Source organism: Aeromicrobium sp. SP1, assembly GCF_055663785.1.
Genome location: NZ_JBQVVK010000001.1, coordinates 726,931 through 748,883, shown reverse-complemented (window position 1 = coordinate 748,883; position 21,953 = coordinate 726,931). Strand labels below are relative to the sequence as shown.

The 21,953-nt window shown below is 70.7% G+C and carries 19 protein-coding genes; 9 read left to right on the top strand and 10 right to left on the bottom strand.

Annotation, left to right across the window (positions count from 1 at the left end; genetic code table 11):
• Positions 1-15 precede the first annotated feature (15 nt).
• On the bottom strand, positions 16-633 hold the full coding sequence (locus ACT26F_RS03650; protein ID WP_471669130.1) for a cysteine hydrolase family protein: 618 nt from the start codon (positions 631-633) through the stop codon (positions 16-18).
• A 100-nt stretch (positions 634-733) separates the two neighbouring features.
• Here ACT26F_RS03650 and ACT26F_RS03645 point away from each other — a divergent pair, with 100 nt between their 5' ends.
• Complete coding sequence (locus ACT26F_RS03645) at positions 734-1,435, top strand: FadR/GntR family transcriptional regulator (RefSeq protein WP_471669129.1); 702 nt, start codon at positions 734-736, stop codon at positions 1,433-1,435.
• Positions 1,432-2,790 (top strand): FAD-binding oxidoreductase, encoded by a 1,359-nt coding sequence (locus ACT26F_RS03640; RefSeq protein WP_471669128.1) that lies wholly within the window; start codon positions 1,432-1,434, stop codon positions 2,788-2,790. Before ACT26F_RS03645 ends, ACT26F_RS03640 begins: the two co-directional genes overlap by 4 nt.
• Positions 2,791-2,856: 66 nt before the next feature.
• Here ACT26F_RS03640 and ACT26F_RS03635 read toward each other — a convergent pair whose 3' ends face one another.
• The 7 genes from ACT26F_RS03635 to ACT26F_RS03605 form a co-directional block, all read right to left on the bottom strand.
• A complete protein-coding gene (locus ACT26F_RS03635; protein ID WP_471669127.1) occupies positions 2,857-4,458 on the bottom strand; it encodes an MDR family MFS transporter in 1,602 nt (533 codons plus the stop codon).
• Positions 4,455-5,066: a TetR/AcrR family transcriptional regulator gene (locus tag ACT26F_RS03630; RefSeq protein ID WP_471669126.1), complete on the bottom strand. Its 612-nt coding sequence runs from the start codon at positions 5,064-5,066 to the stop codon at positions 4,455-4,457. The genes ACT26F_RS03635 and ACT26F_RS03630 overlap by 4 nt, the downstream gene beginning before the upstream one ends.
• A 72-nt stretch (positions 5,067-5,138) precedes the next feature.
• Positions 5,139-6,314: an NAD(P)/FAD-dependent oxidoreductase gene (locus ACT26F_RS03625; RefSeq protein WP_471669125.1), complete on the bottom strand. Its 1,176-nt coding sequence runs from the start codon at positions 6,312-6,314 to the stop codon at positions 5,139-5,141.
• Between the two features lie 63 nt (positions 6,315-6,377).
• Complete coding sequence (locus ACT26F_RS03620; protein WP_471671647.1) at positions 6,378-6,809, bottom strand: organic hydroperoxide resistance protein; 432 nt, start codon at positions 6,807-6,809, stop codon at positions 6,378-6,380.
• A gap of 31 nt (positions 6,810-6,840) precedes the next feature.
• Complete coding sequence (locus tag ACT26F_RS03615; RefSeq protein WP_471669124.1) at positions 6,841-7,269, bottom strand: MarR family winged helix-turn-helix transcriptional regulator; 429 nt, start codon at positions 7,267-7,269, stop codon at positions 6,841-6,843.
• Between the two features lie 57 nt (positions 7,270-7,326).
• Positions 7,327-8,919 carry an amidohydrolase gene (locus ACT26F_RS03610; RefSeq protein ID WP_471669123.1) on the bottom strand — a complete coding sequence of 531 codons (1,593 nt, stop codon included), beginning with the start codon at positions 8,917-8,919 and terminating at the stop codon, positions 7,327-7,329.
• A 20-nt stretch (positions 8,920-8,939) separates the two neighbouring features.
• On the bottom strand, positions 8,940-10,109 hold the full coding sequence (locus ACT26F_RS03605) for an ROK family transcriptional regulator (RefSeq protein WP_471669122.1): 1,170 nt from the start codon (positions 10,107-10,109) through the stop codon (positions 8,940-8,942).
• A gap of 94 nt (positions 10,110-10,203) precedes the next feature.
• On the opposite strand from ACT26F_RS03605, the gene ACT26F_RS03600 reads away from it, so the two are divergent.
• The 5 genes from ACT26F_RS03600 to ACT26F_RS03580 all read left to right on the top strand — a co-directional run bounded on the left by ACT26F_RS03600 (position 10,204) and on the right by ACT26F_RS03580 (position 16,162).
• On the top strand, positions 10,204-11,721 hold the full coding sequence (locus tag ACT26F_RS03600; protein WP_471669121.1) for a sugar ABC transporter ATP-binding protein: 1,518 nt from the start codon (positions 10,204-10,206) through the stop codon (positions 11,719-11,721).
• Complete coding sequence (locus ACT26F_RS03595; RefSeq protein WP_471669120.1) at positions 11,718-12,731, top strand: ABC transporter permease; 1,014 nt, start codon at positions 11,718-11,720, stop codon at positions 12,729-12,731. The genes ACT26F_RS03600 and ACT26F_RS03595 overlap by 4 nt, the downstream gene beginning before the upstream one ends.
• Before the next feature lie 86 nt (positions 12,732-12,817).
• Positions 12,818-13,864 (top strand): substrate-binding domain-containing protein, encoded by a 1,047-nt coding sequence (locus tag ACT26F_RS03590; RefSeq protein WP_471669119.1) that lies wholly within the window; start codon positions 12,818-12,820, stop codon positions 13,862-13,864.
• An 85-nt stretch (positions 13,865-13,949) separates the two neighbouring features.
• Positions 13,950-15,125: a Gfo/Idh/MocA family protein gene (locus ACT26F_RS03585; protein ID WP_471669118.1), complete on the top strand. Its 1,176-nt coding sequence runs from the start codon at positions 13,950-13,952 to the stop codon at positions 15,123-15,125.
• 29 nt (positions 15,126-15,154) lie between these two features.
• Positions 15,155-16,162 (top strand): sugar phosphate isomerase/epimerase family protein, encoded by a 1,008-nt coding sequence (locus ACT26F_RS03580; protein ID WP_471669117.1) that lies wholly within the window; start codon positions 15,155-15,157, stop codon positions 16,160-16,162.
• Between the two features lie 84 nt (positions 16,163-16,246).
• On the opposite strand, the gene ACT26F_RS03575 is transcribed toward ACT26F_RS03580, so the two are convergent.
• Positions 16,247-19,180, bottom strand: coding sequence for a vitamin B12-dependent ribonucleotide reductase (locus tag ACT26F_RS03575; RefSeq protein WP_471669116.1), 2,934 nt, complete (start codon positions 19,178-19,180; stop codon positions 16,247-16,249).
• 57 nt (positions 19,181-19,237) lie between these two features.
• Complete coding sequence (gene nrdR / locus ACT26F_RS03570) at positions 19,238-19,735, bottom strand: transcriptional regulator NrdR (protein WP_471669115.1); 498 nt, start codon at positions 19,733-19,735, stop codon at positions 19,238-19,240.
• A gap of 397 nt (positions 19,736-20,132) precedes the next feature.
• Between nrdR and ACT26F_RS03565 the strand changes: the two genes are divergently transcribed.
• Both ACT26F_RS03565 and ACT26F_RS03560 read left to right on the top strand, forming a co-directional pair.
• On the top strand, positions 20,133-21,341 hold the full coding sequence (locus tag ACT26F_RS03565; protein WP_471669114.1) for an RNA polymerase sigma factor: 1,209 nt from the start codon (positions 20,133-20,135) through the stop codon (positions 21,339-21,341).
• 67 nt (positions 21,342-21,408) lie between these two features.
• The gene (locus ACT26F_RS03560) at positions 21,409-21,915 is read left to right on the top strand and encodes a Dps family protein (protein ID WP_471669113.1); all 507 of its coding nucleotides are present in this window, start codon (positions 21,409-21,411) and stop codon (positions 21,913-21,915) included.
• Positions 21,916-21,953: the final 38 nt, after the last annotated feature.

Below are 21,953 nucleotides of genomic sequence, written 5' to 3'. Positions count from 1 at the left end.
ATCCGCCCGTGTCGATCAGCCGAGCGCTGCGATGACCGCCGACGTCTCGACCGGGACCGAGAACATCGGGTAGTCGTAGGCGATCGCGTTGTCGTGCTCCTCGACGCTCGTCGCCGCGGTGCCGTCGGTGAGCGTCAGCACCCGGTAGCCGTTCTCGTACGCCGACCGCATCGTCGACTCGACGCAGCAGTTGGTCAGGAACCCGCCGAGGATCACGGTCTGGATTCCCTTGCTGCGCAGGATGAAGTCCAGGTTGGTGCTCGCGAACGTGTCGAGGCCGCGCTTGCCCTCGATCACGATGTCGCCCTCGGCGGGCGCGAGATCGTCGACGATCGCCGCGCCCCACGTGTCCTTGACGAAGGCATTGCCGTCGACGACGCCCTTGAGGATCCCGTACGGGTGGCGGGTCAGCTCGCCGTAGCCGGGCGCGAACGTGATCGGCGCGTGCATGATCGTCACGCCGGCGGCTCGCGCGGCCTCGACGAGCGCGACGGTCTTGGGCAGCATCTGGGTCTTGTCCATCACGGCGGACACGGCGGGGTGCAGGACGCCGCCGTCGGAGGTGAACTCGTTCTGGTACTCGATCAGCACCACGGCGGTGGTGTTGGGATCGAGCTCGAGGATGTCGGTCATGGCGTCTCCAGCGGGTCAGGGGGGATGGATCTGTGATCCGAGTCACTCACATTGAACACCTTGTCTGACAAGCAGGCAAGCAAACCGGTAAGGTGACGGCATGTCGCTCGCCCCCGTCGCCCGCGCCCCGCTGAGCATCGCCGTGGCCGACCGCTTGCGCTCGGCGATCATCGACGGCACGTTCGCCGCCGACGAGGAGCTGCCGACCGAGTCCGACCTCGCCACGACCTTCGGCGTCGGCCGGTCGACGGTGCGCGAGGCACTGCGGATCGTGCAGGCTCAGGGCCTCGTGAGCGGAGCCGACACCGTCTCGACCGCGCGTCCGCGCGTCACCCACGACCGGACGGCCGACACCGCCGCGGTCGCCCTCGGCACCGCCCTGCAGGTCGGCGCGATCCCGCTGCCCGACCTCGTCGCCCTGCGCGTCCTGCTGGAGGCCGAGTCGTTGCGCCACGTCGCCCAGGTGCCCGACGAGGTGCGCGGCCTGCTCGTCGCCATGGCGACGGCCGCGGACGCCGGCGACGTCGAGGCGTTCCACCTGCTGGACGTCGACTTCCACGCCGGGCTGGCGCACGCGGGCGGCAACCAGGCGTTCGGCTTCGTCGTCGGCGTGCTGCGCGGTTCCATCGCCTCGTTCCTGCGCCGCGAGCTCGCCGCACTCGAGGACCCCCGGCCGACACTGCGCCGCCTGCACGGCGAGCACGCCGCGATCGTCGCCGCGATCGACGCGGGCGACCGCGAGCTGGCCGCCACGCTCGTCGTCGAGCACATCCACGGCTTCTACTCGTCGGAGCGCGCATGACCGACTGGGTCGCGGAACTGGTCACGGCCCTGCCCGGCCGGGTCGTCACCGACCCCGATGCGACGGCGGCCTTCCGCCACGACCAGTGCCTGCTCACCCCGGCGGGCGTGCCGGCCGCGGTCGTCCGGGCACGCGACGTCGACGACGTCGTCGCCACCCTGCGGACGGCGCACCGGCACGGCGTGCCCGTCGTGGCGCGTGGCGCCGGCACGGGACTGGCCGGCGCCGCCAATGCGATCGACGGCGGGATCGTGCTGTCGCTCGCCACGATGGACGCGATCGTCGACCTCGACCCGGTCGCCCGGCTCGCGCGGGTCCAGCCCGGCGTGCTCAACGGTGACCTCGACCGGGCGGCCCGCGAGCACGGCCTCGTCTACCTGCCCGATCCGGGCAGCCGCGCGATCAGCACGATCGGCGGCAACGTCGCCACGAACGCGGGCGGCATGTGCTGCGCGAAGTACGGGGTCACGGCCGACCACGTCGCGGCGCTGACCGCCGTCCTCGCCGACGGCACCGTCGTGCGCACGGGTCGGACCACGCGCAAGGACGTGGCGGGACTCGACCTCACCCGACTCCTCGTCGGGTCCGAGGGCACGCTGGCCGTGGTCGTCGAGGTCACCGTGCGTCTCCAGCCCGATCCCGGGCCGCCCGCGACCGTGGTGGCGTCCTTCGCCACGACCCGGAAGGCGATCGACGCCGTGCTGGCCCTGACGGCCGCCACCGTGCCCGCCGCGGTCGAACTGATGGACGCCACGACGATCGCGGCGGTCGAGAAGCACGCCCGGATGGGCCTGGACGCGACGGCCGGTGCCCTGCTGCTCGCCCGCTTCGACGGACCGTCCTCGGCCACGGACTCCGCGACCTGCACGTCGATCTTCGGCGCGGCCGACGCCGCGGAGGTGTTCGCCACCTCCGACCCGGAGGAGGGCGAGGCGTTCATGGCGGCCCGAGCACTGGCCTACCCCGCGCTCGAGGCGCTCGGGACTGTCCTGCTCGACGACGTGGCCGTGCCCGTCCCGGACCTGCCCGCACTGCTGGACGCCATCGAGGACGCCGCCGGGCGACACCACGTCACGATCGGCACCTTCGGTCACGCGGCGGACGGCAACCTGCACCCGACGATCGTCTTCGACGCCACCGACGAGGGGGCCCGCGCCGCAGCGCGGGCCGCCTTCGAGGACATCGTCGTGGCCGCCGTGGACCTCGGCGGGACCGTCACCGGGGAGCACGGGGTCGGTCTGCTCAAGCGCGAGCACCTGGCCCGCCAGCTTGGCCCGGCCGAGCTCGAGCTCATGGCCCGGGTGAAGTCGGCGTTCGACCCGCTCGGGATCCTGAACCCCGGCCGCGGACTCTGAGCCCGCGGCCGGTTCAGGTCAGCGCTCCGCGCCCAGCCGAACTCAGCGCTCCGCGCCCAGCCGAACTCAGCGCTCCGCGCCGGTCATCGCGTCGGCGGCGTCGAGCGCCTGCTCGCCGAGCGACTCGTCCTCGCGGGTCGCCTCGATCGTGTGGCTGAGCGCCTTCTCGCGGACGAACACGAGCGTCACGACCGCCGCGAGCGCCAGCGGCACGAGCCACAGGAAGATCGGCATCAGGGCCTCGTTGTAGGCCGTGATCACGATGTCGTGGATCGGGTCCGGCAGCGATGCCACGAGGTCGGGCGTCAGCGAGCTGCTGCTGCCGCCACCGCTCGTCGAGCCCGCCGGCAGCTTCTCGGTGAGGCTGTCGACCAGACGGGAGGTGAAGATCGAGCCGACCGCTGCAGCGCCGAGCGTGCCGCCCACCTGGCGGAAGAAGTTCGTCGCGGCCGTGGCGGTTCCCACGATCTGGTGCGAGAACGAGTTCTGCACGATGAGCGTCATGACCTGCATGCCCAGGCCGATGCCGACGCCGAGCACGAGCAACGAGCCCTCGATCTGCCAGCGCGAGGCGTCGACCTCGATGATCGACAGCAGGTAGAGGCCCACGCCCGTGACGGCCGCGCCGGCCGCCGGGTACCAGCGGTAGCGGCCCGTGCGGGTCACGACCTGACCGACGACGATCGACGTCACGAGCAGACCGCCCATCATCGGGATCATCATGAGGCCGGCGTGGGTCGCGTCGACACCGACCGACATCTGCATGTACGTCGGCAGGTAGGACAGCGAACCGAACATCGAGATGCCCATGACGAGCGCGCCCACGGTCGTGAGGTTGAAGTTGCGGTCGCGGAACAGCGCCATCGGCATGACCGGCTCCTCGGCCCGCTTCTCCGCGAGGACGAACGCGACGGCGGCGACGATCGTGGTCGCGAACAGGCCGATGATCAGCGGGCTGTCCCAGTCGTACTGGTGACCGCCCCACGTCGCGGCGAGGATCAGGCTGGAGGTGGCGACCACGAGCAGCGTCATACCGAGGTAGTCGAGGCGGGCGCGGGGGCCGCCGACCTTGCGCGGGATGTGCAGCAGGAAGACCACGGCCGCCATCGCGAGGATGCCGAGCGGGACGTTCATCCAGAAGGCCCAGCGCCAGCCGGGACCCTCGGTGATCCAGCCACCGAGCAGCGGGCCGGCGACCGAGGACACGGCGAAGACGGCGCCGAGGATGCCCATGTAGCGACCACGCTCGCGCGCCGGGACGACGTCGGCGATCGAGGCCTGCGACAGGACCATGAGGCCACCACCGCCGAGTCCCTGCACGGCACGCGCACCGATGAGCATCGTCATCGAGCCGGCCGTCGCGCCGAGCAGCGAGCCGACCGTGAAGAGCGTGATCGCGACGATGAGCACGGGCTTGCGGCCGAAACGGTCGCCGAAGCGGCCGTAGATCGGCATCGTGACGGTCATCCCGAGCAGGTACGCGGTCATGACCCACGCGATGTGGTCGGCGCCGTCGAGCGAGCCGACGATCGTGGGCAGGGCCGTGGACAGCACGGTCTGGCTCAGCGATGCCAGCAGCATCACGAGCATGAGGGCGGCGAAGACGAGGCGCACGGTGCGCTGGTGGTGCGCGTCGCGCGTCGCGGTGGTGGTGGCGGTGGTGTTCATAGGCTTGTCGTGGCGACCTTTCGGAAGGTGGTGATGGCGTCGGCAAGCGCGCCGTCGCGGTCGATGAGGATGCGGTCGGGGTCGGCCGTCCACGCGAACGTGACGACCGCGCCGGCGAGCAGGATGAGGGCGCGGGCCTCCGTGGGATCGGTCGGCAGCCCGGCGATGCCCTGCCACGGCTCGTCGACCTGCTCGACGAGGCGCTCGATGACGTGCTTGCGGCTGTCGGTGAAGATCTGCGAGAGCCGGGTGCGCAGACCCGGGTGGGCGTGGGCGAGCCGGCGGCGGCGCTGCAGGTCGACCCCCGGTCCGATCGTGGTCGCGGCGACGTCGGTGACGAGCCGCGCGACGCGCAGCAGCGGCAGGTCGCTCGACGACTCGGCCAGTGCGCTCAGCGCCTCGTCGGTGACGCGCGGGGCGCGCACGCCGACGATCGCGTCCTCCTTCGAGTCGAAGTAGTTGAAGAAGGTCCGCGGGGAGATCCCGGCGATCTCGGCGATGCGGGCGACCGTGACGGCGTCGATGCCGTGCTCGAGCGTCTGGGTCGCCGCCGCATCGTGGATCGCCGTCCAGGTACGCCGCTGGCGCTCGGCGACCAGCGGGCTCACGGCGTCAGTTTGCACCATTGCATTCTATGCAGTTGTGCACGCTTTGCACAACTGCAAATCACGTGCTCCTGCTCACCTCAGGTCGGTGAGCTCGTCGCGCGCCACCTCCGAGCCGACCATGGCCCGCAGGGTGTCGTTGACGTCCCAGATGCCGACGTTCATCGCGGCCGTGAGCCGTCCCTGCCCGTCGATCCAGTAGGCGATGAACTCGTGCGCGGCCAGGTCGCCGCGGATCTCGACGTCGTCGTCGGGCGCGGAGTGGCCGACGTACTCCATCGAGAACTCGAACTGGTCGGTGTAGAAGTACGGCTGCCAGTCGTACACCGTGTCCCGGCCGAGCACGACGTCCGCGGCGGCCTTGCCCTGCTTGATCGCGTTGTCCCAGTGCTCGACCCGGAGGCGGTCGTGCAGCGCGGTGTTCCACGCGTTCGCGACGTCGCCGATCGCGAGGACGCGCGGGTCGTCGGTCTGGAACCGCTCGTCGACCACGATCCCGCCGTCGACGGCCAGTCCGGCGTCCGCGGCGAGCGACGTCGACGGCACCGCGCCGATCGACATCAGGACGTGGTCGGCGTCGATCACCTCATCGGAGGTCCGCACGCCGACGGGCCGCCCGTCCTCGACGAGCACCTCCTCGACCGTGACGCCCGTGCGCAGGTCGACACCGTGCGACAGGTGCAGGTCGGCGAGGTACCGGGCGAGGGTCGGACCGAGCACCTTCTCCAACGGGAGGTCGGCCATCTCCAGGACGGTGACCTCGGCATCGTGGGAGCGCGCCGCGGCCGCGACCTCCAGACCGATCCAGCCGCCGCCGACGACGACCAGCCGCTGCCCGGGCTGGAGCGCCGCGAGCACACGCTCGGAGTCCTCGATCGTGCGCAGGTAGAGGGCCGCGTCCGCCCCGGGCAGGTCGGGCACGCGGGGCTCGGCTCCCGTCGCCAGCACGAGCAGGTCGAAGTCCAGCCACTCGCCCGTGTCGAGGCCGATCCGGCCCTCCTCGCGGTCGAGGGACGTGGCGGTCGCGCCCGTGCGCAGCCGGACGTCGTGCTCGTCCCACCACGCGTCGGGCAGCACGGTCGGATCGGCGTCCTTGCCGAGCAGCAGGTCCTTGGACAGCGGCGGTCGCTCATAGGGCAGGTGCGACTCCCCCGCGACGACCGTGACGGCCCCCTCGTACCCCTCGTCCCGCAGCCGCTCGACGGCCTTCGCCGCCGCCAGCCCTCCACCGACGATCACCAGGTTCTCCATGGCTCCCATGGTGCTCCGTGTCGCCCCGGACGCAAGCCCGCGTGGGCCGCGTGGCGCCCGCGGTCAGTCGTCGGAGACCGAGATCTGCACGTCGATGTTCCCGCGGGTCGCGTTCGAGTACGGGCAGACCTGGTGGGCCGCCTCGGCCAGCCGGACGGCCGCGTCGTGCTCGAGGTGCGGGATCACGACCTCGAGGGCCACCGAGAGGGCGAAGCCGCCCTGGTCGTTCGCGCCGATGCCGACCCGTGCCCCGACGCTGGCGTCGGAGAGGTCGGCCTTCTCGCGCCGGCCGACGGCGCCCAGGGCGCTGAGGAAGCACGCGGCGTAGCCCGAGGCGAAGAGCAGTTCGGGGTTGACGCCGTCGCCGGAGCCGCCCATCTCCTTGGGGATGGCCAGCTGCAGGTCGAGGCGGCCGTCACTGGTGACGACATGGCCGTCGCGGCCGGCTCCGGTGGCGAGTGCTTCGGCGGTGTACAGGTCGTTGCTCAAGGGGATTCTCCTGTCGAGGGGTGGTGCAAAGGTCTGTTCAGTGCGCGGACTCGAGGGCCGCGACGCGGCGCGCGAGGTGGCGCAGGACGGTGAACTCGTCGGCATCGAGGTCGATCGCGTCCATCGCGCAGCGGGTCACCTCGTCGGTCTGGCTGCTCAGCGCTCGGCCGGCGGCCGTGAGGTGGACGTGCACCCGTCGCTCGTCCTGGGTCGAGGTCCGGCGATCGACCAGGCCGTGCACCTGGAGCCGCTTGAGCAGCGGCGACAACGTGCCGCTGTCGAGCTTGAGTCGGGCTCCGAGGTCGCCGACGCTCTGCCCGTCGACCTCCCACAGCGCCATCAGGACGAGGTACTGCGGGTAGGTCAGGCCCAGCGCCTGCAAGGGCTCGCGATACGCGGCCGTGAGCGTGCGGGAGGCCGAGTAGAGGGCGAAGCAGAGCTGGTCGTCCAGTCGCGCCGTCGTCATGACTCAATCATTGTGCACAATTAGATTGCACACAATGCTTGCTGGACGAGACCTCGATCACGCCACCCGGTCGCCGTCGATCCACGTCCCCACGACCGTCGCCGCCCCGATCGAGGCGGGGTCGTCGAACGGGTCGCGATCGAGCACGACCAGATCCGCGACGGCACCGGGAGCGACGACGCCCGCGTCGTCGCGGCCGTTGATCCACGCCGACCCGCTCGTGTAGGCGGCGAACGCGGCGGTGATCGACAGCGCCTGCTCGGGCAGGAACGCCTCGACACCCTCCGGATCGCCGTACGCCTTCCGGTGCACGGCCACATGGATCGCCTGCAGCGGGTCGGGCGTGCTGACCGGCCAGTCGCTGCCGGCGACCAGCCGGGCTCCGGTCGCCGCGAGATCGGCGAACGGGTACTGCCGCCGCGCCCGCTCGTCACCCAGGAACGGGATCGTCAGCTCGTCCATCTGGTCGTCGTGGCAGGCCCACAGCGCCTGCAGGTTCGCGGCCACACCGAGCTCGGCGAACCGCGGCACGTCGTCGGGGTGCACCAGCTGCAGGTGCGCGATGTGGTGGCGGCGGGCCGGGTCCGTGCCCTCGAAGGCGTCGAGCGCCTCACGCACGCCGCGGTCGCCCAGCCCGTGGACGTGCACCTGGAAGCCGAGCGAGTCCAACGCGGCCACGTGCTCCTTCAGCGCCTGCGGCGGGACGAACGACAGGCCGCGGTTGGCCGTCGCGTGACCGCACCGGTCGAGGTACGGCTCGATCAGGCCCGCGGTGCCGTTCTCGGCCACCCCGTCCTGCATGACCTTGACGCTCGTGGCGGCGAACCGGCCCCCGGACAGCGCCGCTCGACGGGCGACCAGCTCCTCGACCTGCTCGGCGCCGCGCTCCCGGTCCCACCACAGCGCGCCGACGACATGCGAGCGCAACTCCCCCGCCGCGGCCGCCCGGGCGTACGTCGGCCCGTTGTCCTCCAGCGCCGAGTACGACCCGACGATCGCGTCCTGCCACGAGGTGACGCCGAGCGAGTGCAGGTACGCCTGGCCGGCGAGCAGCGCGGCGCGCAGCTCCGCCTCACCGGTCACCGGGAGCAGTCGGGCGACCAACGTCATCGCACCCTCGTGCAGGGTGCCGGTCGGCGCTCCGTCGGCGTCGCGCTCGATGCGTCCGTCCACGGGGTCGGGCGTCGACCGGTCGATCCCGGCCAGCGCGAGTGCCCGCGAGTTCACCCAGGCGCCGTGGTGGTCGCGGTTCGGCAGGAACACCGGCCGGTCCGGCACCACGGAGTCGAGCGCCGCCGCGGTCGGCGTCCCACCCGGGAAGGCCGACATCGCCCACCCACCGCCGAGGATCCACTCCCGCTCAGGGTGTGCGGCGGCGTAGTCGCCGATCACGGCGAGATAGGCCTGCTGGTCCACGGCGCTCGCGCTGAGGTCACAGCGGATCCGCTCCAGCCCGCCCTGCACCGCGTGCACATGGGCGTCGACGAATCCCGGCAGCAGCAACGCGCCGTCGACGTCGACGACCTCGGCCGATGGGGGCGCCTGCCCGCCGACCGCGACGATCCGGCCGTCGTCCACGATCACGTCGCCGACCGCGCCGAGGTACCGGTGCCCGTCGAAGACCCGGGCATTGCGGAACACGGTCACCATCGCTCGCTCCTCGCAGTCGGTCAGCTCGCGGCCGTCATCGCCCGGCTCGCGGCCTCGATCGCGTCGGGCGAGAGCACGTGGGCGATCGCCATCGCGGCCGCACCGAGGACGGCCGACCGCTCCCCCGTGCTCGAGGGCACGATCCGCAGGTGCTCGGTCGCGAGCGGGAGCGACCGGCGGTAGACCTCCTCGCGGATGCCGGCGAGGAGGTGCTCCCCGGCCGCGGCGAGGGCGCCGCCGACCACGACGACCGACGGGTTGATGAAGTTGACGATCATCGCCAGCACGTCGCCGATGTCGCGGCCGGCCTGGCGGACGGCCTGGATCGCGGCGACGTCACCGGCGCGGACCCGGTCCACGACCTCGGTGGCGTCGTGGACCTCGATCCCTCGGTCGCGCAGGCCACGCGCGATCGCCGGTCCGGCGGCGACCGCCTCGAGACAGCCGACGTTCCCGCACCGGCACACGGTGTCGCTGGGGCGGCCGACACGGATGTGACCGACGTCGCCGGCCGTGCCCTGGGCCCCGCGCTGCAGCTCGCCACCAGCGATCGTGCCGGCGCCGATGCCCGTCGCGACCTTGATCAGGACCAGGTCCTGGACCTCGGGGAACTGCGCGTGCTGCTCGCCGAGCGCCATGATGTTGACGTCGTTGTCGACCAGGACCGGCACGTCGTAGGTCAGGCGCACGTGGGCCGGGACGTCGAAGCGGTCCCAGCCGGGCATGATCGGCGGGTTGATCGCCCGGCCGCTGGAGTGCTCGACCGGGCCCGGGAGGCCGATCCCGATCGCGGCGAGCTCGGCCACGGGCCGGCCGGTCTCGGCCAACAGCCGCCCGGTGGTGCCGGTCACCCAGTCCAGCACCGTCTCGGGCCCCTCGGCGATGTCGAGTTCGGTGCGGCGCTCGGCGAGCAGCTCGCCGGACAGGTCCGCGATGGCGACCCGCACGTGCGTCGCGCCGATGTCGGCCGCGCCGACCACGCGGGCCGCCGGATTGAGCGCCAGCAGCGACGGCGGCCGGCCCCCGGTCGAGGTGGCGTCGCCGTGCGGCACGACGAGGCCGAGCCTCATCAGCACGTCGATGCGGGCGGCCACGGTGGACCGGGCCAGCCCCGTCGTCTCGGCGAGCTGGGCCCGCGTCATGGGGCGCCCCTCGCGCTGCAGCAGGGCGAACACGTCGCTCGTCTTCACGACCCTGATTGAACCATCGTCACTTAGGTACGTCCACCAGCCAACTTTTACCGAACTCTCGACACAAGTACGTGATGTGTGTCACATTGCTCTCGTGGACGAGACGATGGACCGGCCCCTCCTCCAGATGCACGGGATCCGCAAGGAGTTCCCCGGCGTCGTCGCCCTCGACGGCGTGGACCTCGACGTCCGCCCGGGCGAGGTGCACTGCCTGCTCGGCCAGAACGGTGCCGGGAAGTCCACCCTCATCAAGGTCATGGCGGGGGCGTACCAGCCGGACGCGGGCACGATCACGTGGGCCGACGAGGAGACGTCGTTCCCCTCGCCGCAGTCCTCACTCGCCGCCGGCATCGCGACGATCTACCAGGAGCTGGACTTCGTCCCGCACCTCTCGGTCGCCGAGAACGTCTTCCTCGGCCACGAGCTGTCCCGCGGAGGCTTCCTGCGCCGCCACGACACGAACGCCCGCACCCGTGAGCTGCTCGCCCGGCTCGGCCACGCCGAGATCTCACCGACCCGGGCCGTCGGGTCCCTCTCCCCCGCGAACCAGCAGATGGTCTCGATGGCCCGCGCCCTCTCCCACGACATCCGGCTGCTGATCCTCGACGAGCCCTCGGCCGTGCTGGACCAGGAGGAGGTGGCGAACCTCTTCCGCGTCATCCGCACGCTGAGCGCCGACGGCGTCGCGATCGTCTACATCTCGCACCGGCTCGAGGAGATCCGTCAGATCGGGGACCGGATCACGGTCCTCAAGGACGGCAGCACCGTGGCGAGCGGCCTGCAGGCGGCCGACACCCCGACCATCGAGCTGATCCGGCTCATGACGGGCCGCGCGATCGAGTACGCCTTCCCGCCTCGACCGCAGGAGGCACCGCAGGGCGAGCCGGTGCTCGACGTCCGCGGCCTCGGCCAGAGCGGCGTGTTCTCGGGAGTCGACCTGCAGGCGCGCGCCGGTGAGATCGTCGGACTGGCCGGTCTGGTCGGCTCGGGTCGCTCGGAGATCCTCGAGGCGATCTACGGTGCCCGCCGGGCGACCGAGGGCGAGGTGCGGCTGGGCGGCCGGACCCTGCGACGCGGGTCGGTGACCAGCGCGGTCAAGGCCGGCCTGGGCCTGTGCCCCGAGGAGCGCAAGAGCCAGGGGCTGCTGCTCGACGAGCCGGTGTACCGCAACATCACGATCTCGTCGCTCGCCGAGTTCTCCCGGGCCGGCTTCCTCGATCGCACCCGGGAGCGGCGCCGGGCCGCGGAGGTCGTCGAGCAGCTCGACGTGCGGCCGGCCGGCGTGGGGCGGCCCGCTCGCAACCTGTCCGGCGGCAACCAGCAGAAGGTCGTCCTGGCCCGGTGGCTCCTGCGCGAGTGCAAGGTGCTGCTGCTCGACGAACCAACCCGCGGCGTGGACGTCGGCGCGCGCACCGAGATCTACCGGCTGGTCCGTGCCCTCGCCGACGCCGGCGTCGCGATCGTCGTCGTGTCCAGCGAGATCGAGGAGGTCCTGGGCCTGGCCGACCAGGTCCTCGTGATCCGCGAGGGCCAGGTCGTCCACACCGCACCCGCCACCGAGCTCGACGAGCCGACCGTGCTCGACCTCGTCATGGAAGGAAGCGCCGCATGAGCGACCACACCACGGAAGCCACGGCCCCCGCGACACCGACGCGCCCGATCGACCTGCTCCGGTCGAGCGTCGGCCGCAACCTCGGCCTCGTCATCGGCCTTCTGCTGCTGTGCGCGGTCGGTGCGATCACCGCCGGCGAGCGGTTCGCCAGCATCGACAACGTCGTCACGATCCTGCGCCTGGCCGCCACGATCGGCGTCGTCAGCATCGGCATGACCTTCGTGATCACCGGCGGCGGCATCGACCTGTCGGTCGGCGCGATCCTCGCCCTGGCGTCCGTGTGGTGCACGACCCTGGCCAGCCAGCAGGCCGCGCGCGACTACCACTGGAGCCTCATGGTGCTGACGGCGTTGCTCGTCGGGGCCGGCTGCGGACTCGTCAACGGCCTGCTGATCGCCTACGGCAAGGTCGTGCCCTTCATCGCGACGCTCGCGATGCTCGCGAGCGCCCGTGGCCTCGCCGAGATCATCTCCCAGCGCAAGACCCAGATCGCCGACGTCCCCGGCTTCAAGGTCTTCTTCGGGCGGGAGATCCTCGGCGTCGACATGCTGATCGTGATCTTCGCGATCGTGGCCGTCGTCGGGTGGGTCCTGCTCAACCGCACGACGTTCGGCCGGCGCACCGTCGCCGTGGGCGGCAACCCCGAGGCGGCCCGCCTGGCGGGCGTCAACGTCAACCGGCAGACCGTCATGCTCTACGTGCTCTCGGGGCTGTGCTGCGGGATCGGCGCGCTCATGCTCGTCGCGCGCACCTCGACCGGCAGCTCGACCCACGGCACGCTCTACGAGCTCGACGCGATCGCCGCCGTCGTGATCGGCGGAACGCTGCTGTCAGGCGGCCGCGGCACGATCGTGGGCACCGTCTTCGGCGTCCTGATCTTCTCGACGCTGACCAACGTCTTCACGCTCAACAACCGGTCGATCTCGGAGCAGGCCCTGCTCAAGGGAGCGATCATCGTCGTCGCCGTGCTGCTGCAACAGCGCTTCGCGTCCCGCAGCGACTCGACGTAGCGACGCCCGGACCGGGTCGGAGCCAGTGCTCCCGACTCCCCCGCGTCCGGACGATTCGTCCGGCCGCCCACCCCCAAGGAGGAATCATGAAGAAGCACCCTCGCATGAGGCTGGGAGCACTGTTGGCGGTAGGAACGCTGGCTCTCGGGCTCTCGGCCTGCACCGGCAACGACTCCGGTGACGACGACTCGAGCGGCGACACGAACAACGCGGCGGCCGGCTCGAACGACGAGTCCGGCGACACGGTCGTCATCGGCTTCTCGGCGCCCGCGGCCGACCACGGCTGGATGGCGTCGATCACCGACTCGGCGAAGAAGACCGCGGAGGGCCTCGACGACGTCGACCTGCGCGTCGCCGAGGGCACGAACGACGTGAACCTGCAGATCAGCCAGGTCGAGACCTTCATCAACGACAAGGTCGACGCGATCGTGCTGCTGCCGTTCGACGGCGCCGCGCTGACACCGGTGGCGATCAAGGCCATGACGGCGGGGATCCCCGTCATCAACGTCGACCGCGAGTTCGACGACCCGAACGCCGCCCGTGTCACGGTGCTCGGCGACAACTACGGCATGGGCGTCTCGGCGGGCCAGTACGTGTGCGAGCAGCTCGGCGACAAGAAGGACGCCGTCGTCGCCGAGATCGCCGGCATCGACTCGCTGCCGCTGACCCAGGACCGCAGCCGCGGCTTCAAGGACGCGCTGTCCGAGTGCGGCCAGAACGTCGACAACCGGGTCGCCGCGGACTTCACGGTCGAGGGCGGGGAGAAGGCCGCCGCGAACCTGCTGCAGGCCGCGCCCAAGATCGACGCGCTGTGGAACCACGACGACGACCAGGGCGTCGGCGTGCTGGCGGCCATCGACAACGCCGACCGCGACGAGTTCTTCATGGTCGGCGGCGCCGGCTCGGCGAACGCGATGCGGTCGATCGAGGCCGACGACAGCGTGCTCAAGGCGACGGTCATCTACCCGTCGACGCAGGCCGCGGACGGCATCAAGCTCGCTCGCCTGCTCGTGCAGGGCAAGGCCATGAGCGATCTGGTCGAGGTCGAGGTGCCGCGCACCGTGCAGCTCTACGCACCGGTCGTCACGAAGGAGAACGTCGACCAGTTCATGGACTCGGCCTTCGAGTCCTGACCGCTGCCCCTGCGAGGCCGGACCCTCCTCCCGGCCTCGCAGGGGACCTCCCCCGCACTTCGACCGATCACGGACGGGACTCGGCATGACCCAGCACGAATCGCTCTCGGTGGCCCTGATCGGCCATGCGTTCATGGGCGCGGCCCATTCGCAGGCCTGGCGCACGGCGCCGCACTTCTTCGACCTCCCGCTCAACCCCGTCATGACCGTCGTGTGCGGGCGCGACGCCACGCGCACCGCCGATGCCGCCGCCCGGCTGGGGTGGGCCGAGGCCGCGACCGACTGGCGCGAGGTCGTCACGCGCGACGACGTGGACGTCGTCGACATCTGCACCCCGGGCGACTCCCACGCCGAGATCGCGATCGCGGCGCTCGAGGCCGGCAAGCACGTCCTGTGCGAGAAGCCGCTGGCCAACTCGGTCGCCGAGGCCGAGACGATGACCGCCGCGGCCGCCCGCGCCGCCGAGCACGGGGTGCGGTCGATGGTCGGCTTCACCTACCGCCGGGTGCCCGCGATCTCCTACGCCCGCCAACTCGTGGCCGAGGGCCGGATCGGGCAGATCCGGCACGTCCGCGCCGCCTACCTGCAGGACTGGATCGCCGATCCGGAGGCTCCGCTGTCGTGGCGGCTGGACAAGGAGAAGGCGGGCTCGGGGGCCCTGGGCGACATCGGCGCCCACATCATCGACCTCACGCAGTTCATCACCGGGGACCTGATCGCCGAGATCTCCGGACAGCTCGAGACGTTCGTCACCGAGCGGCCGCTCGCGGCCGAGCACAGCGGGCTGTCCGGCACGGCCTCGAGCGAGCGCGGGCCGGTCACGGTCGACGACGCCGCGGTCTTCCTGGCCCACTTCGCCGGCGGGGCGCTCGGCGTCTTCGAAGCGACCCGATTCGCGACCGGCCGCAAGAACTCGATCCGGATCGAGATCAACGGCTCCCGCGGCAGCCTCGCGTTCGACTTCGAGGACATGAACGTGCTCGAGTTCTTCGACGCGGCCGACCCGGCCGAGTCGGCGGGCTTCCGTCGGATCCTCGTGACCGAGCCACAGCACCCGTACGTCGCGGCGTGGTGGCCGGCCGGACACGGTCTCGGCTACGAGCACGGTTTCACCCACCAGGTCGTGGACCTCGTCGGCGCGATCGCCGCGGATCGCGATCCCGCCCCGAGCTTCGCCGACGGCCTGCGGGTCCAACGCGTCCTGGCCGCCGTCGAGACCAGCTCCCTGGACCGGCAGTGGCAGCAGATCCCGACCGATTGACACCGACGAACGAACCAGGAGTGTGCACCATGCCCCGTCCGATCACGTTGTTCACCGGCCAATGGGCCGACCTGCCGTTCGAGGAGGTTGCCCGACTGGCCTCCGAGTGGGGCTACGACGGACTCGAGATCGCCTGCTGGGGCGATCACCTCGACCCGTGGCAGGCCGCCGAGGACGACGCCTACGTCCAGGCCAAGCTCGACCTGCTGGACCGGTACGGCCTCAAGGTCTACGCGATCTCCAACCACCTCAAGGGCCAGGCCGTGTGCGACGACCCGATCGACGCGCGACACGAGGCGATCCTCTCGGCGCGCGTGTGGGGCGACGGTGACCCCGAGGGCGTCCGCCAACGCGCGGCCGAGGAGATGAAGATGACCGCCCGTGCCGCCCGCCGGCTCGGCGTCGACGTCGTCGTCGGCTTCACCGGGTCGTCGATCTGGAAGTACGTCGCGATGTTCCCGCCGGCGAGCGAGGACATGATCGCGGCCGGCTATCGCGACTTCGCCGACCGGTGGAACCCGATCCTCGACGTCTTCGACGAGTGCGGCGTCCGGTTCGCGCACGAGGTGCACCCGTCGGAGATCGCGTACGACTACTGGACGACGGTCCGCACGCTCGAGGCGATCGGCCATCGCGAGGCGTTCGGGCTGAACTGGGACCCGAGCCACTTCGTGTGGCAGGACCTCGACCCGGTCGGGTTCATGTGGGACTTCAAGGACCGGATCTACCACGTCGACTGCAAGGACGCGAAGCGCCAGGTGGGCAACGGCCGCAACGGCCGGCTTGGCTCGCACCTGCCCTGGGCCGACCCCCGCCGGGGCTGGGACTTCGTCTCGACCGGCCACGGCGACGTCCCCTGGGAGGCGTCGTTCCGCATGCTCAACACGATCGGCTACGACGGGCCCATCTCAGTCGAGTGGGAGGACGCCGGCATGGATCGGCTCGTCGGCGCACCCGAGGCGCTCGAGTTCGTCCGCCGACTGGCCTTCGACGCCCCCGAGGCCGCCTTCGACGCCGCCTTCGCGACCAAGGACTGAGCCCGCGACACCGTCACACGAAAGAGCGGCGCGGCCGACCCCTTCCCCAGGGTCGACCGCGCCGCGGTCTTTCGCCGCTGCCGGTCAGCTGCAGCCGCTGGTGCTGCCGCAGCCCTCGCACACGTGGCACGAGCCGGCGGGCCGCATCTTCGTCCCGCAGGTCATGCACAGCGGGCTGTCGACGGCGGAACCGGTGATCTCCTCGAGGAGCTCGGCCGACGTGTGGGCCCGGCCCGAGGCGGGCTTGGCCGTCTCGATCTGGATCTCGACGGCGGCGGGCGCCTCGACCTGCGACTCGGCCTTGAGCTCGGCCGCGGCCTCGCTCGTCACGCCGTGCGGGGCGGCAGGCGCATCGGCGACCAGCTCGGCGGCCGTCGTGCCGTCACCCTTGACCGGCTCGTACGAACCGGTGTCCAGGTAGCGCTGACGCTCCTCGACCGAGTGGATCGACAGCGCCGACCGGGTGTCGAAGTCGATGTAGTCCAGCGCCAGGCGGCGGAAGACGTAGTCCATGATCGACTGCGCCATCCGGATGTCGGCGTCGTCGGTCAGACCCGCGGGCTCGAACTTGAGGTTCGTGAACTTGCTGACGAACGTCTCGAGCGGAACCCCGTACTGCAGGCCGATCGACACCGCGATGCTGAACGCGTCCATCACGCCGGCCAGGGTCGAGCCCTGCTTGCCGAGCTTGAGGAAGATCTCGCCCAGCGTGCCGTCGTCGTGGGCGCCGGAGGTCATGTAGCCCTCGGCACCGCCGACGCTGAAGCTGGTCGTGATCGAGGCACGCGACTTCGGCAGGCGGCGGCGGATCGGCTTCTCGACGATGACCGTCTTGACCTCGGTCTCGGCGGTGGCCGACGCGTTGGTCTTGTCGTCCTGCGACTTCTGGCTGGACAGCGGCTGGCCGACCTTGCAGTTGTCGCGGTAGACCGCGAGCGCCTTCAGGCCGAGCTTCCAGCCCTGGAAGTAGACGTCGGCGATCTCCTCGACCGTGGAGGTCTCGGGCATGTTGACCGTCTTGCTGATCGCGCCGGACAGGAACGGCTGGCAGGCCGCCATCATCCGCACGTGACCCATGGGCTTGATGGCCCGCTCGCCGACCGCGCAGTCGAAGATCTCGTAGTGCTCGGGCTTGAGGCCGGGCGCGTCGACGACGTGGCCGTGCTCGCCGATGTACTCGACGATCGCCTCGGTCGTCTCGTTCGTGTAGCCGAGCTTGGCCAGCGCCACCGGGATCGTCTGGTTGACGACCTGCAGCGAGCCACCGCCGACGAGCTTCTTGAACTTCACGAGCGAGAAGTCCGGCTCGATGCCGGTCGTGTCGCAGTCCATCATGAAGCCGATCGTGCCGGTGGGCGCCAGCACCGAGGCCTGCGAGTTGCGCCAGCCGTTCTTCTCACCGATCTTCGAGTTGGCCGCCCACTGCTTGGTGGCCTCCTTCTGCACGGCGATGTCGATCGCATGCTTCGTGCGGATCTCGTCGTTGGCCGCCTGGTGCTTGCGCATGACGCGCTGGTGGCCGTCGACGTTCGCCGCGTAGCCCTCGTACGGACCCACGACACCGGCGAGCTCGGCGCTGCGACGGTAGGACGTACCCGTCATGAGCGACGTGATCGACGCGGCGAGCGCGCGGCCGCCGTCGGAGTCGTACGCCAGGCCCGAGGCCATCAGCAGGGCGCCGAGGTTGGCGTACCCGATGCCGAGCTGGCGGAACTTGCGGGTCGTGTCGCCGATCGGCTCGGTCGGGAAGTCGGCGAAGCAGATCGAGATGTCCATCGCGGTGATGATGAACTCGACGGCCTTGACGAACGTCTGGGCGTCGAACGAGCCGTCGTCCTTGAGGAACTTGAGCAGGTTCAGGCTGGCCAGGTTGCAGCTGGAGTTGTCCAGGTGCATGTACTCGCTGCACGGGTTCGACGCGGTGATCCGGCCGGACTCCGGCGTCGTGTGCCAGTCGTTGATCGTCGAGTCGTACTGGATGCCCGGATCGGCGCAGGCCCACGCGGCCTGGGCCATCTTGCCCCACAGCTCGCGGGCGTCGATCTCCTCGATGACCTCACCGCTCGTGCGGGCGCGCAGACCGAACGGCGTGCCCTCCTCGACGGCCTCCATGAACTCGTCGCTGACGCGCACCGAGTTGTTGGCGTTCTGGTACTGGACGCTCGTGATGTCGCTGCCGCCGAGGTCCATGTCGAAGCCGGCGTCGCGAAGGACGCGGATCTTCTCCTCCTCGCGCTCCTTGGTCTCGACGAACTCGACGATGTCGGGGTGGTCGACGTCGAGCACGACCATCTTGGCCGCGCGGCGCGTGGCTCCACCGGACTTGATCGTGCCGGCCGAGGCGTCGGCGCCGCGCATGAACGACACGGGGCCCGAGGCGGTGCCGCCGGAGGAGCGCAGCAGCTCCTTGCTGGAGCGGATCCGCGACAGGTTCAGGCCCGCACCCGAGCCACCCTTGAAGATCAGTCCCTCCTCGCGGTACCAGTTCAGGATCGAGTCCATCGAGTCGTCGACCGCGAGGATGAAGCACGCGCTGACCTGCTGCGGGCTGGACGTGCCCACGTTGAACCACACCGGGCTGTTGAAGCTGAAGACCTGGTGCAGGAGCATGTACGTCAGCTCGTGCTCGAAGACCTCGGCGTCGGCGGGGGTGGCGAAGTAGCCGTGGTCCTTGCCGGCCTTGACGTACGTCAGCACGACCCGGTCGAGCAGCTGGCGCAGGCTCGACTCACGCTCGTCGGTGCCGACGGCGCCACGGAAGTACTTCGTCGTGACGATCGTCGAGGCGTTGAGGCTCCAGAAGTCGGGGAACTCCACGCCGCGCTGCTCGAAGACGGTCTCGCCGGTCTTCCAGTTGGTCTGGACGACATCGCGACGCTCCCACGTGACGGCGTCGTACGGGTGCACGCCCTCGGTCGTGTAGACACGCTCGATCTTCAGCTCGGCCCCCTTCGACCTGGGCTGGGCGGACTTGCGGCTGGCGCGGGGTGCGGGGGTCCCGCCGACCGTCTCGGTCATGTGGTGCTCCTGTCCTGGATGGGGTGCGTTGCGTGGTGGGGCCTGCGGCCCGAACTGCTAGGAAGTCAAGGTGGGCGACGACTCGGCGACCGAGGCGTCGTCCGGATGGGCCCGTTCGGCCATCAGTGCGCCGATCTCGGCGACGAAGTCGTCGGCCGAGTCGAACGACTTGTAGACCGACGCGAACCGCAGGTACGCCACCTCGTCGAGGGTGCGCAGCGGATCGAGGATCGCCAGCCCGATGTCCTGCGTGTTGATCTCGGCCTGGCCGGAGGCGCGCAGTGTGTCCTCGACCTGCTGGCCGAGGCACGCCAGGTCGTCGGTCGAGACCGGACGGCCCTTGCACGCCTTGGCCGCGCCGGCGATCGCCTTGTCGCGGACGAACGGCTCGGTCGCGCCGGAGCGCTTCACGACCATGAGCTGCATCTGCTCGATCGTCGTGAACCGCTTCTCGCACTGCGAGCACGTGCGACGACGCCGGATGGCGCCGCCCTCGTCGGCGACTCGCGAGTCGAGGACGCGGGTGTCGGTGTGCTTGCAGAACGGGCAGTGCATCGCGTCCTCCTTCGGCGTGCTCGTGGATGAACCTGGGGATCGACCTGTGGACATCTCCACTGTGATGTGGGTAACACGCCTTGGCCTGTGTACCTAGATGTGGAGAACTACATCCGTGTAACTACTAGATGTAGTGGTTACTCTACGTGGCGCTCTCGCGGTAGGCAACAGTTTCGCGAAGAACACCGACAGAATCTGTGATGGACTGTCGGTCACCCGCGTTTACGCAGGTCAGGCGGGTGTGAGACGTCGCCGAGTCGCGCGACACCGGCGTGTCGGCGACGATCAAGGGACGGATTCGAGTCCCGGGCGCATCCGTCCGGGTGAGGCAGCGCGAGAGGAGCCCCATGGCACATCCCCTGCGCGCCGCCGACGCCCCGAAGGTGCCCACCCAGCCATGAGCCAGACGACCGACGATGACGTCGCGCGCGCCTTCCGCCGAGGATGGCCGCAGGCCCTCGCGAGCCTGATCGGCACGTTCGGCGACATCGACCTGGCCGAGGACGCCGTCTCCGACGCGTACGACGAGGCGACCGGGATGTGGCCGCAGGATCCACCGCGCGAGCCGACCGAGTGGATCATCCGGACGGCCCAGCGCAAGGCCATCGAGCGCATTCGCCGCGATGCCGATCATGACGACCGGTATCGCACCCTGCTGCCGCTGGCCGCCGAGGTCGAGGGACGACCCGACCCGCCGGGCCGCACCGACGAACGGCTCGGGCTGGTCTTCACGTGCTGCCACCCCGCCCTGCCCGAGGCGGCACGGGTGGCGCTGACCCTGCGCCTGCTCGGCGGACTCACGAACGCCGAGATCGCCGAGGCCTTCATGGTCTCCGAGCCGACGATGGAGCACCGGCTCGGGCGGGCCAAGGCCCGCATCCGCGACCACCACCTGCCCTACCGCGTCCCGGAGCCGCCGGAGTGGGGCAGCCGCGTCGCGTGCGTGCTCGCCGTCATCCACCTCATCTTCAACGAGGGCTACCTCGCGGCGCGCACGTCTGCCGCGAGCCGTGAGGACCTCGCGACCGAGGCCGTGCGGATGGGCCGGATCCTGCTGGACATGTTCCCCGACGAGCCCGAGGTGCGCGGCCTGTTGGCCCTCATGCTGTTCATCAGCGCCCGCCGCGACGCGCGCGCCGGCGCCGACGGCAGCCTCACACCGCTCGGCGTGCAGGACCGCGGACTGTGGCACCGCGACGAGATCGAGGAGGGCCGGTTCCTCCTGCTGCAGTGCCGCCGCATGGACCGGCCGGGGCCCTACCAGGTGCAGGCGTCGCTGCAGGCCGTGCACTGCGATGCCGAGGCCGCCGAGGACACCGACTGGCCGCAGATCCTGGCCCTCTACGACCACCTCATGCTGCTCGAACCGTCTGACGTCGTCGCCCTCAACCGCGCGAGTGCCGTCGCGGAGGTCGAGGGGCCGGCCGCCGCCCTGGATGCGGTCGAGCAACTCGGCCTCGACACCCACCTCTTCCACGCCGTGCGAGCCGACCTGCTCAACCGTCTCGGCCACACCGAGGAGGCCGACCGGGCCTGGACGGCAGCCGTGTCACGCGTGCGGAACGAAGCCGAACAGGCGTACCTGCGCGACCAGATCGACCGGTGATCCGCGCCGCGGTCGAGGGCCTGTCTCACCGAGTTGCGACCGCCCTGACGCGCCCTACGGTGGAGGCATGGCCACGAAACCCAAGTACACGGTCCCCGGTATCAGCATTGCCGACGGCGAGAGCCTCGCGACGCTGCTGCAGGACCGCCTCAACGCCCTGAACGACCTCGCACTGACCCTCAAGCACGTCCACTGGAACGTCGTCGGTCCGCACTTCATCGCGGTGCACGAGATGATCGACCCGCACGTCCTCGAGGTGCGCGACATGGTCGACGAGACGGCGGAGCGGATCGCGACCCTCGGCACGGCGCCGCTCGGGACGCCGGGTGCGATCGTCGACGGGCGCACGTGGGCCGACTACCCGCTGGGCCGTGCGACCACGACCGAGCACCTCAAGGCGCTCGACGAGGTCTACGTCGGACTCCTCGACGACCACCGCAAGGCGCAGTCGGCCTCGTCCGATCTCGACCCGGTCACCGAGGACATGCTGATCGGCCAGATCAAGGCGCTCGAGCTGTTCCACTGGTTCGTCCGGGCGCATCTGGAGAACGCCGGCGGTCAGCTCAAGCACTGAGCCCCGCATGATGGACGGGCCCGGAGTCGCCATGGCGA

What these genes read in the sequence shown, in the direction of transcription:
- ACT26F_RS03640 (WP_471669128.1), top strand. Translation starts at nt 1,432, where the DNA reads ATGACCGACTGGGTCGCGGAACTGGTCACGGCCCTGCCCGGCCGGGTC.
- ACT26F_RS03585 (WP_471669118.1), top strand. Translation starts at nt 13,950, where the DNA reads ATGACCCAGCACGAATCGCTCTCGGTGGCCCTGATCGGCCATGCGTTC.
- ACT26F_RS03625 (WP_471669125.1), bottom strand. Translation starts at nt 6,314, where the DNA reads ATGGAGAACCTGGTGATCGTCGGTGGAGGGCTGGCGGCGGCGAAGGCC.
- ACT26F_RS03560 (WP_471669113.1), top strand. Translation starts at nt 21,409, where the DNA reads ATGGCCACGAAACCCAAGTACACGGTCCCCGGTATCAGCATTGCCGAC.
- ACT26F_RS03590 (WP_471669119.1), top strand. Translation starts at nt 12,818, where the DNA reads ATGAAGAAGCACCCTCGCATGAGGCTGGGAGCACTGTTGGCGGTAGGA.
- ACT26F_RS03580 (WP_471669117.1), top strand. Translation starts at nt 15,155, where the DNA reads ATGCCCCGTCCGATCACGTTGTTCACCGGCCAATGGGCCGACCTGCCG.
- ACT26F_RS03610 (WP_471669123.1), bottom strand. Translation starts at nt 8,919, where the DNA reads ATGGTGACCGTGTTCCGCAATGCCCGGGTCTTCGACGGGCACCGGTAC.
- ACT26F_RS03615 (WP_471669124.1), bottom strand. Translation starts at nt 7,269, where the DNA reads ATGACGACGGCGCGACTGGACGACCAGCTCTGCTTCGCCCTCTACTCG.
- ACT26F_RS03650 (WP_471669130.1), bottom strand. Translation starts at nt 633, where the DNA reads ATGACCGACATCCTCGAGCTCGATCCCAACACCACCGCCGTGGTGCTG.
- nrdR (WP_471669115.1), bottom strand. Translation starts at nt 19,735, where the DNA reads ATGCACTGCCCGTTCTGCAAGCACACCGACACCCGCGTCCTCGACTCG.
- ACT26F_RS03595 (WP_471669120.1), top strand. Translation starts at nt 11,718, where the DNA reads ATGAGCGACCACACCACGGAAGCCACGGCCCCCGCGACACCGACGCGC.
- ACT26F_RS03645 (WP_471669129.1), top strand. Translation starts at nt 734, where the DNA reads ATGTCGCTCGCCCCCGTCGCCCGCGCCCCGCTGAGCATCGCCGTGGCC.
- ACT26F_RS03575 (WP_471669116.1), bottom strand. Translation starts at nt 19,180, where the DNA reads ATGACCGAGACGGTCGGCGGGACCCCCGCACCCCGCGCCAGCCGCAAG.
- ACT26F_RS03565 (WP_471669114.1), top strand. Translation starts at nt 20,133, where the DNA reads ATGAGCCAGACGACCGACGATGACGTCGCGCGCGCCTTCCGCCGAGGA.
- ACT26F_RS03635 (WP_471669127.1), bottom strand. Translation starts at nt 4,458, where the DNA reads ATGAACACCACCGCCACCACCACCGCGACGCGCGACGCGCACCACCAG.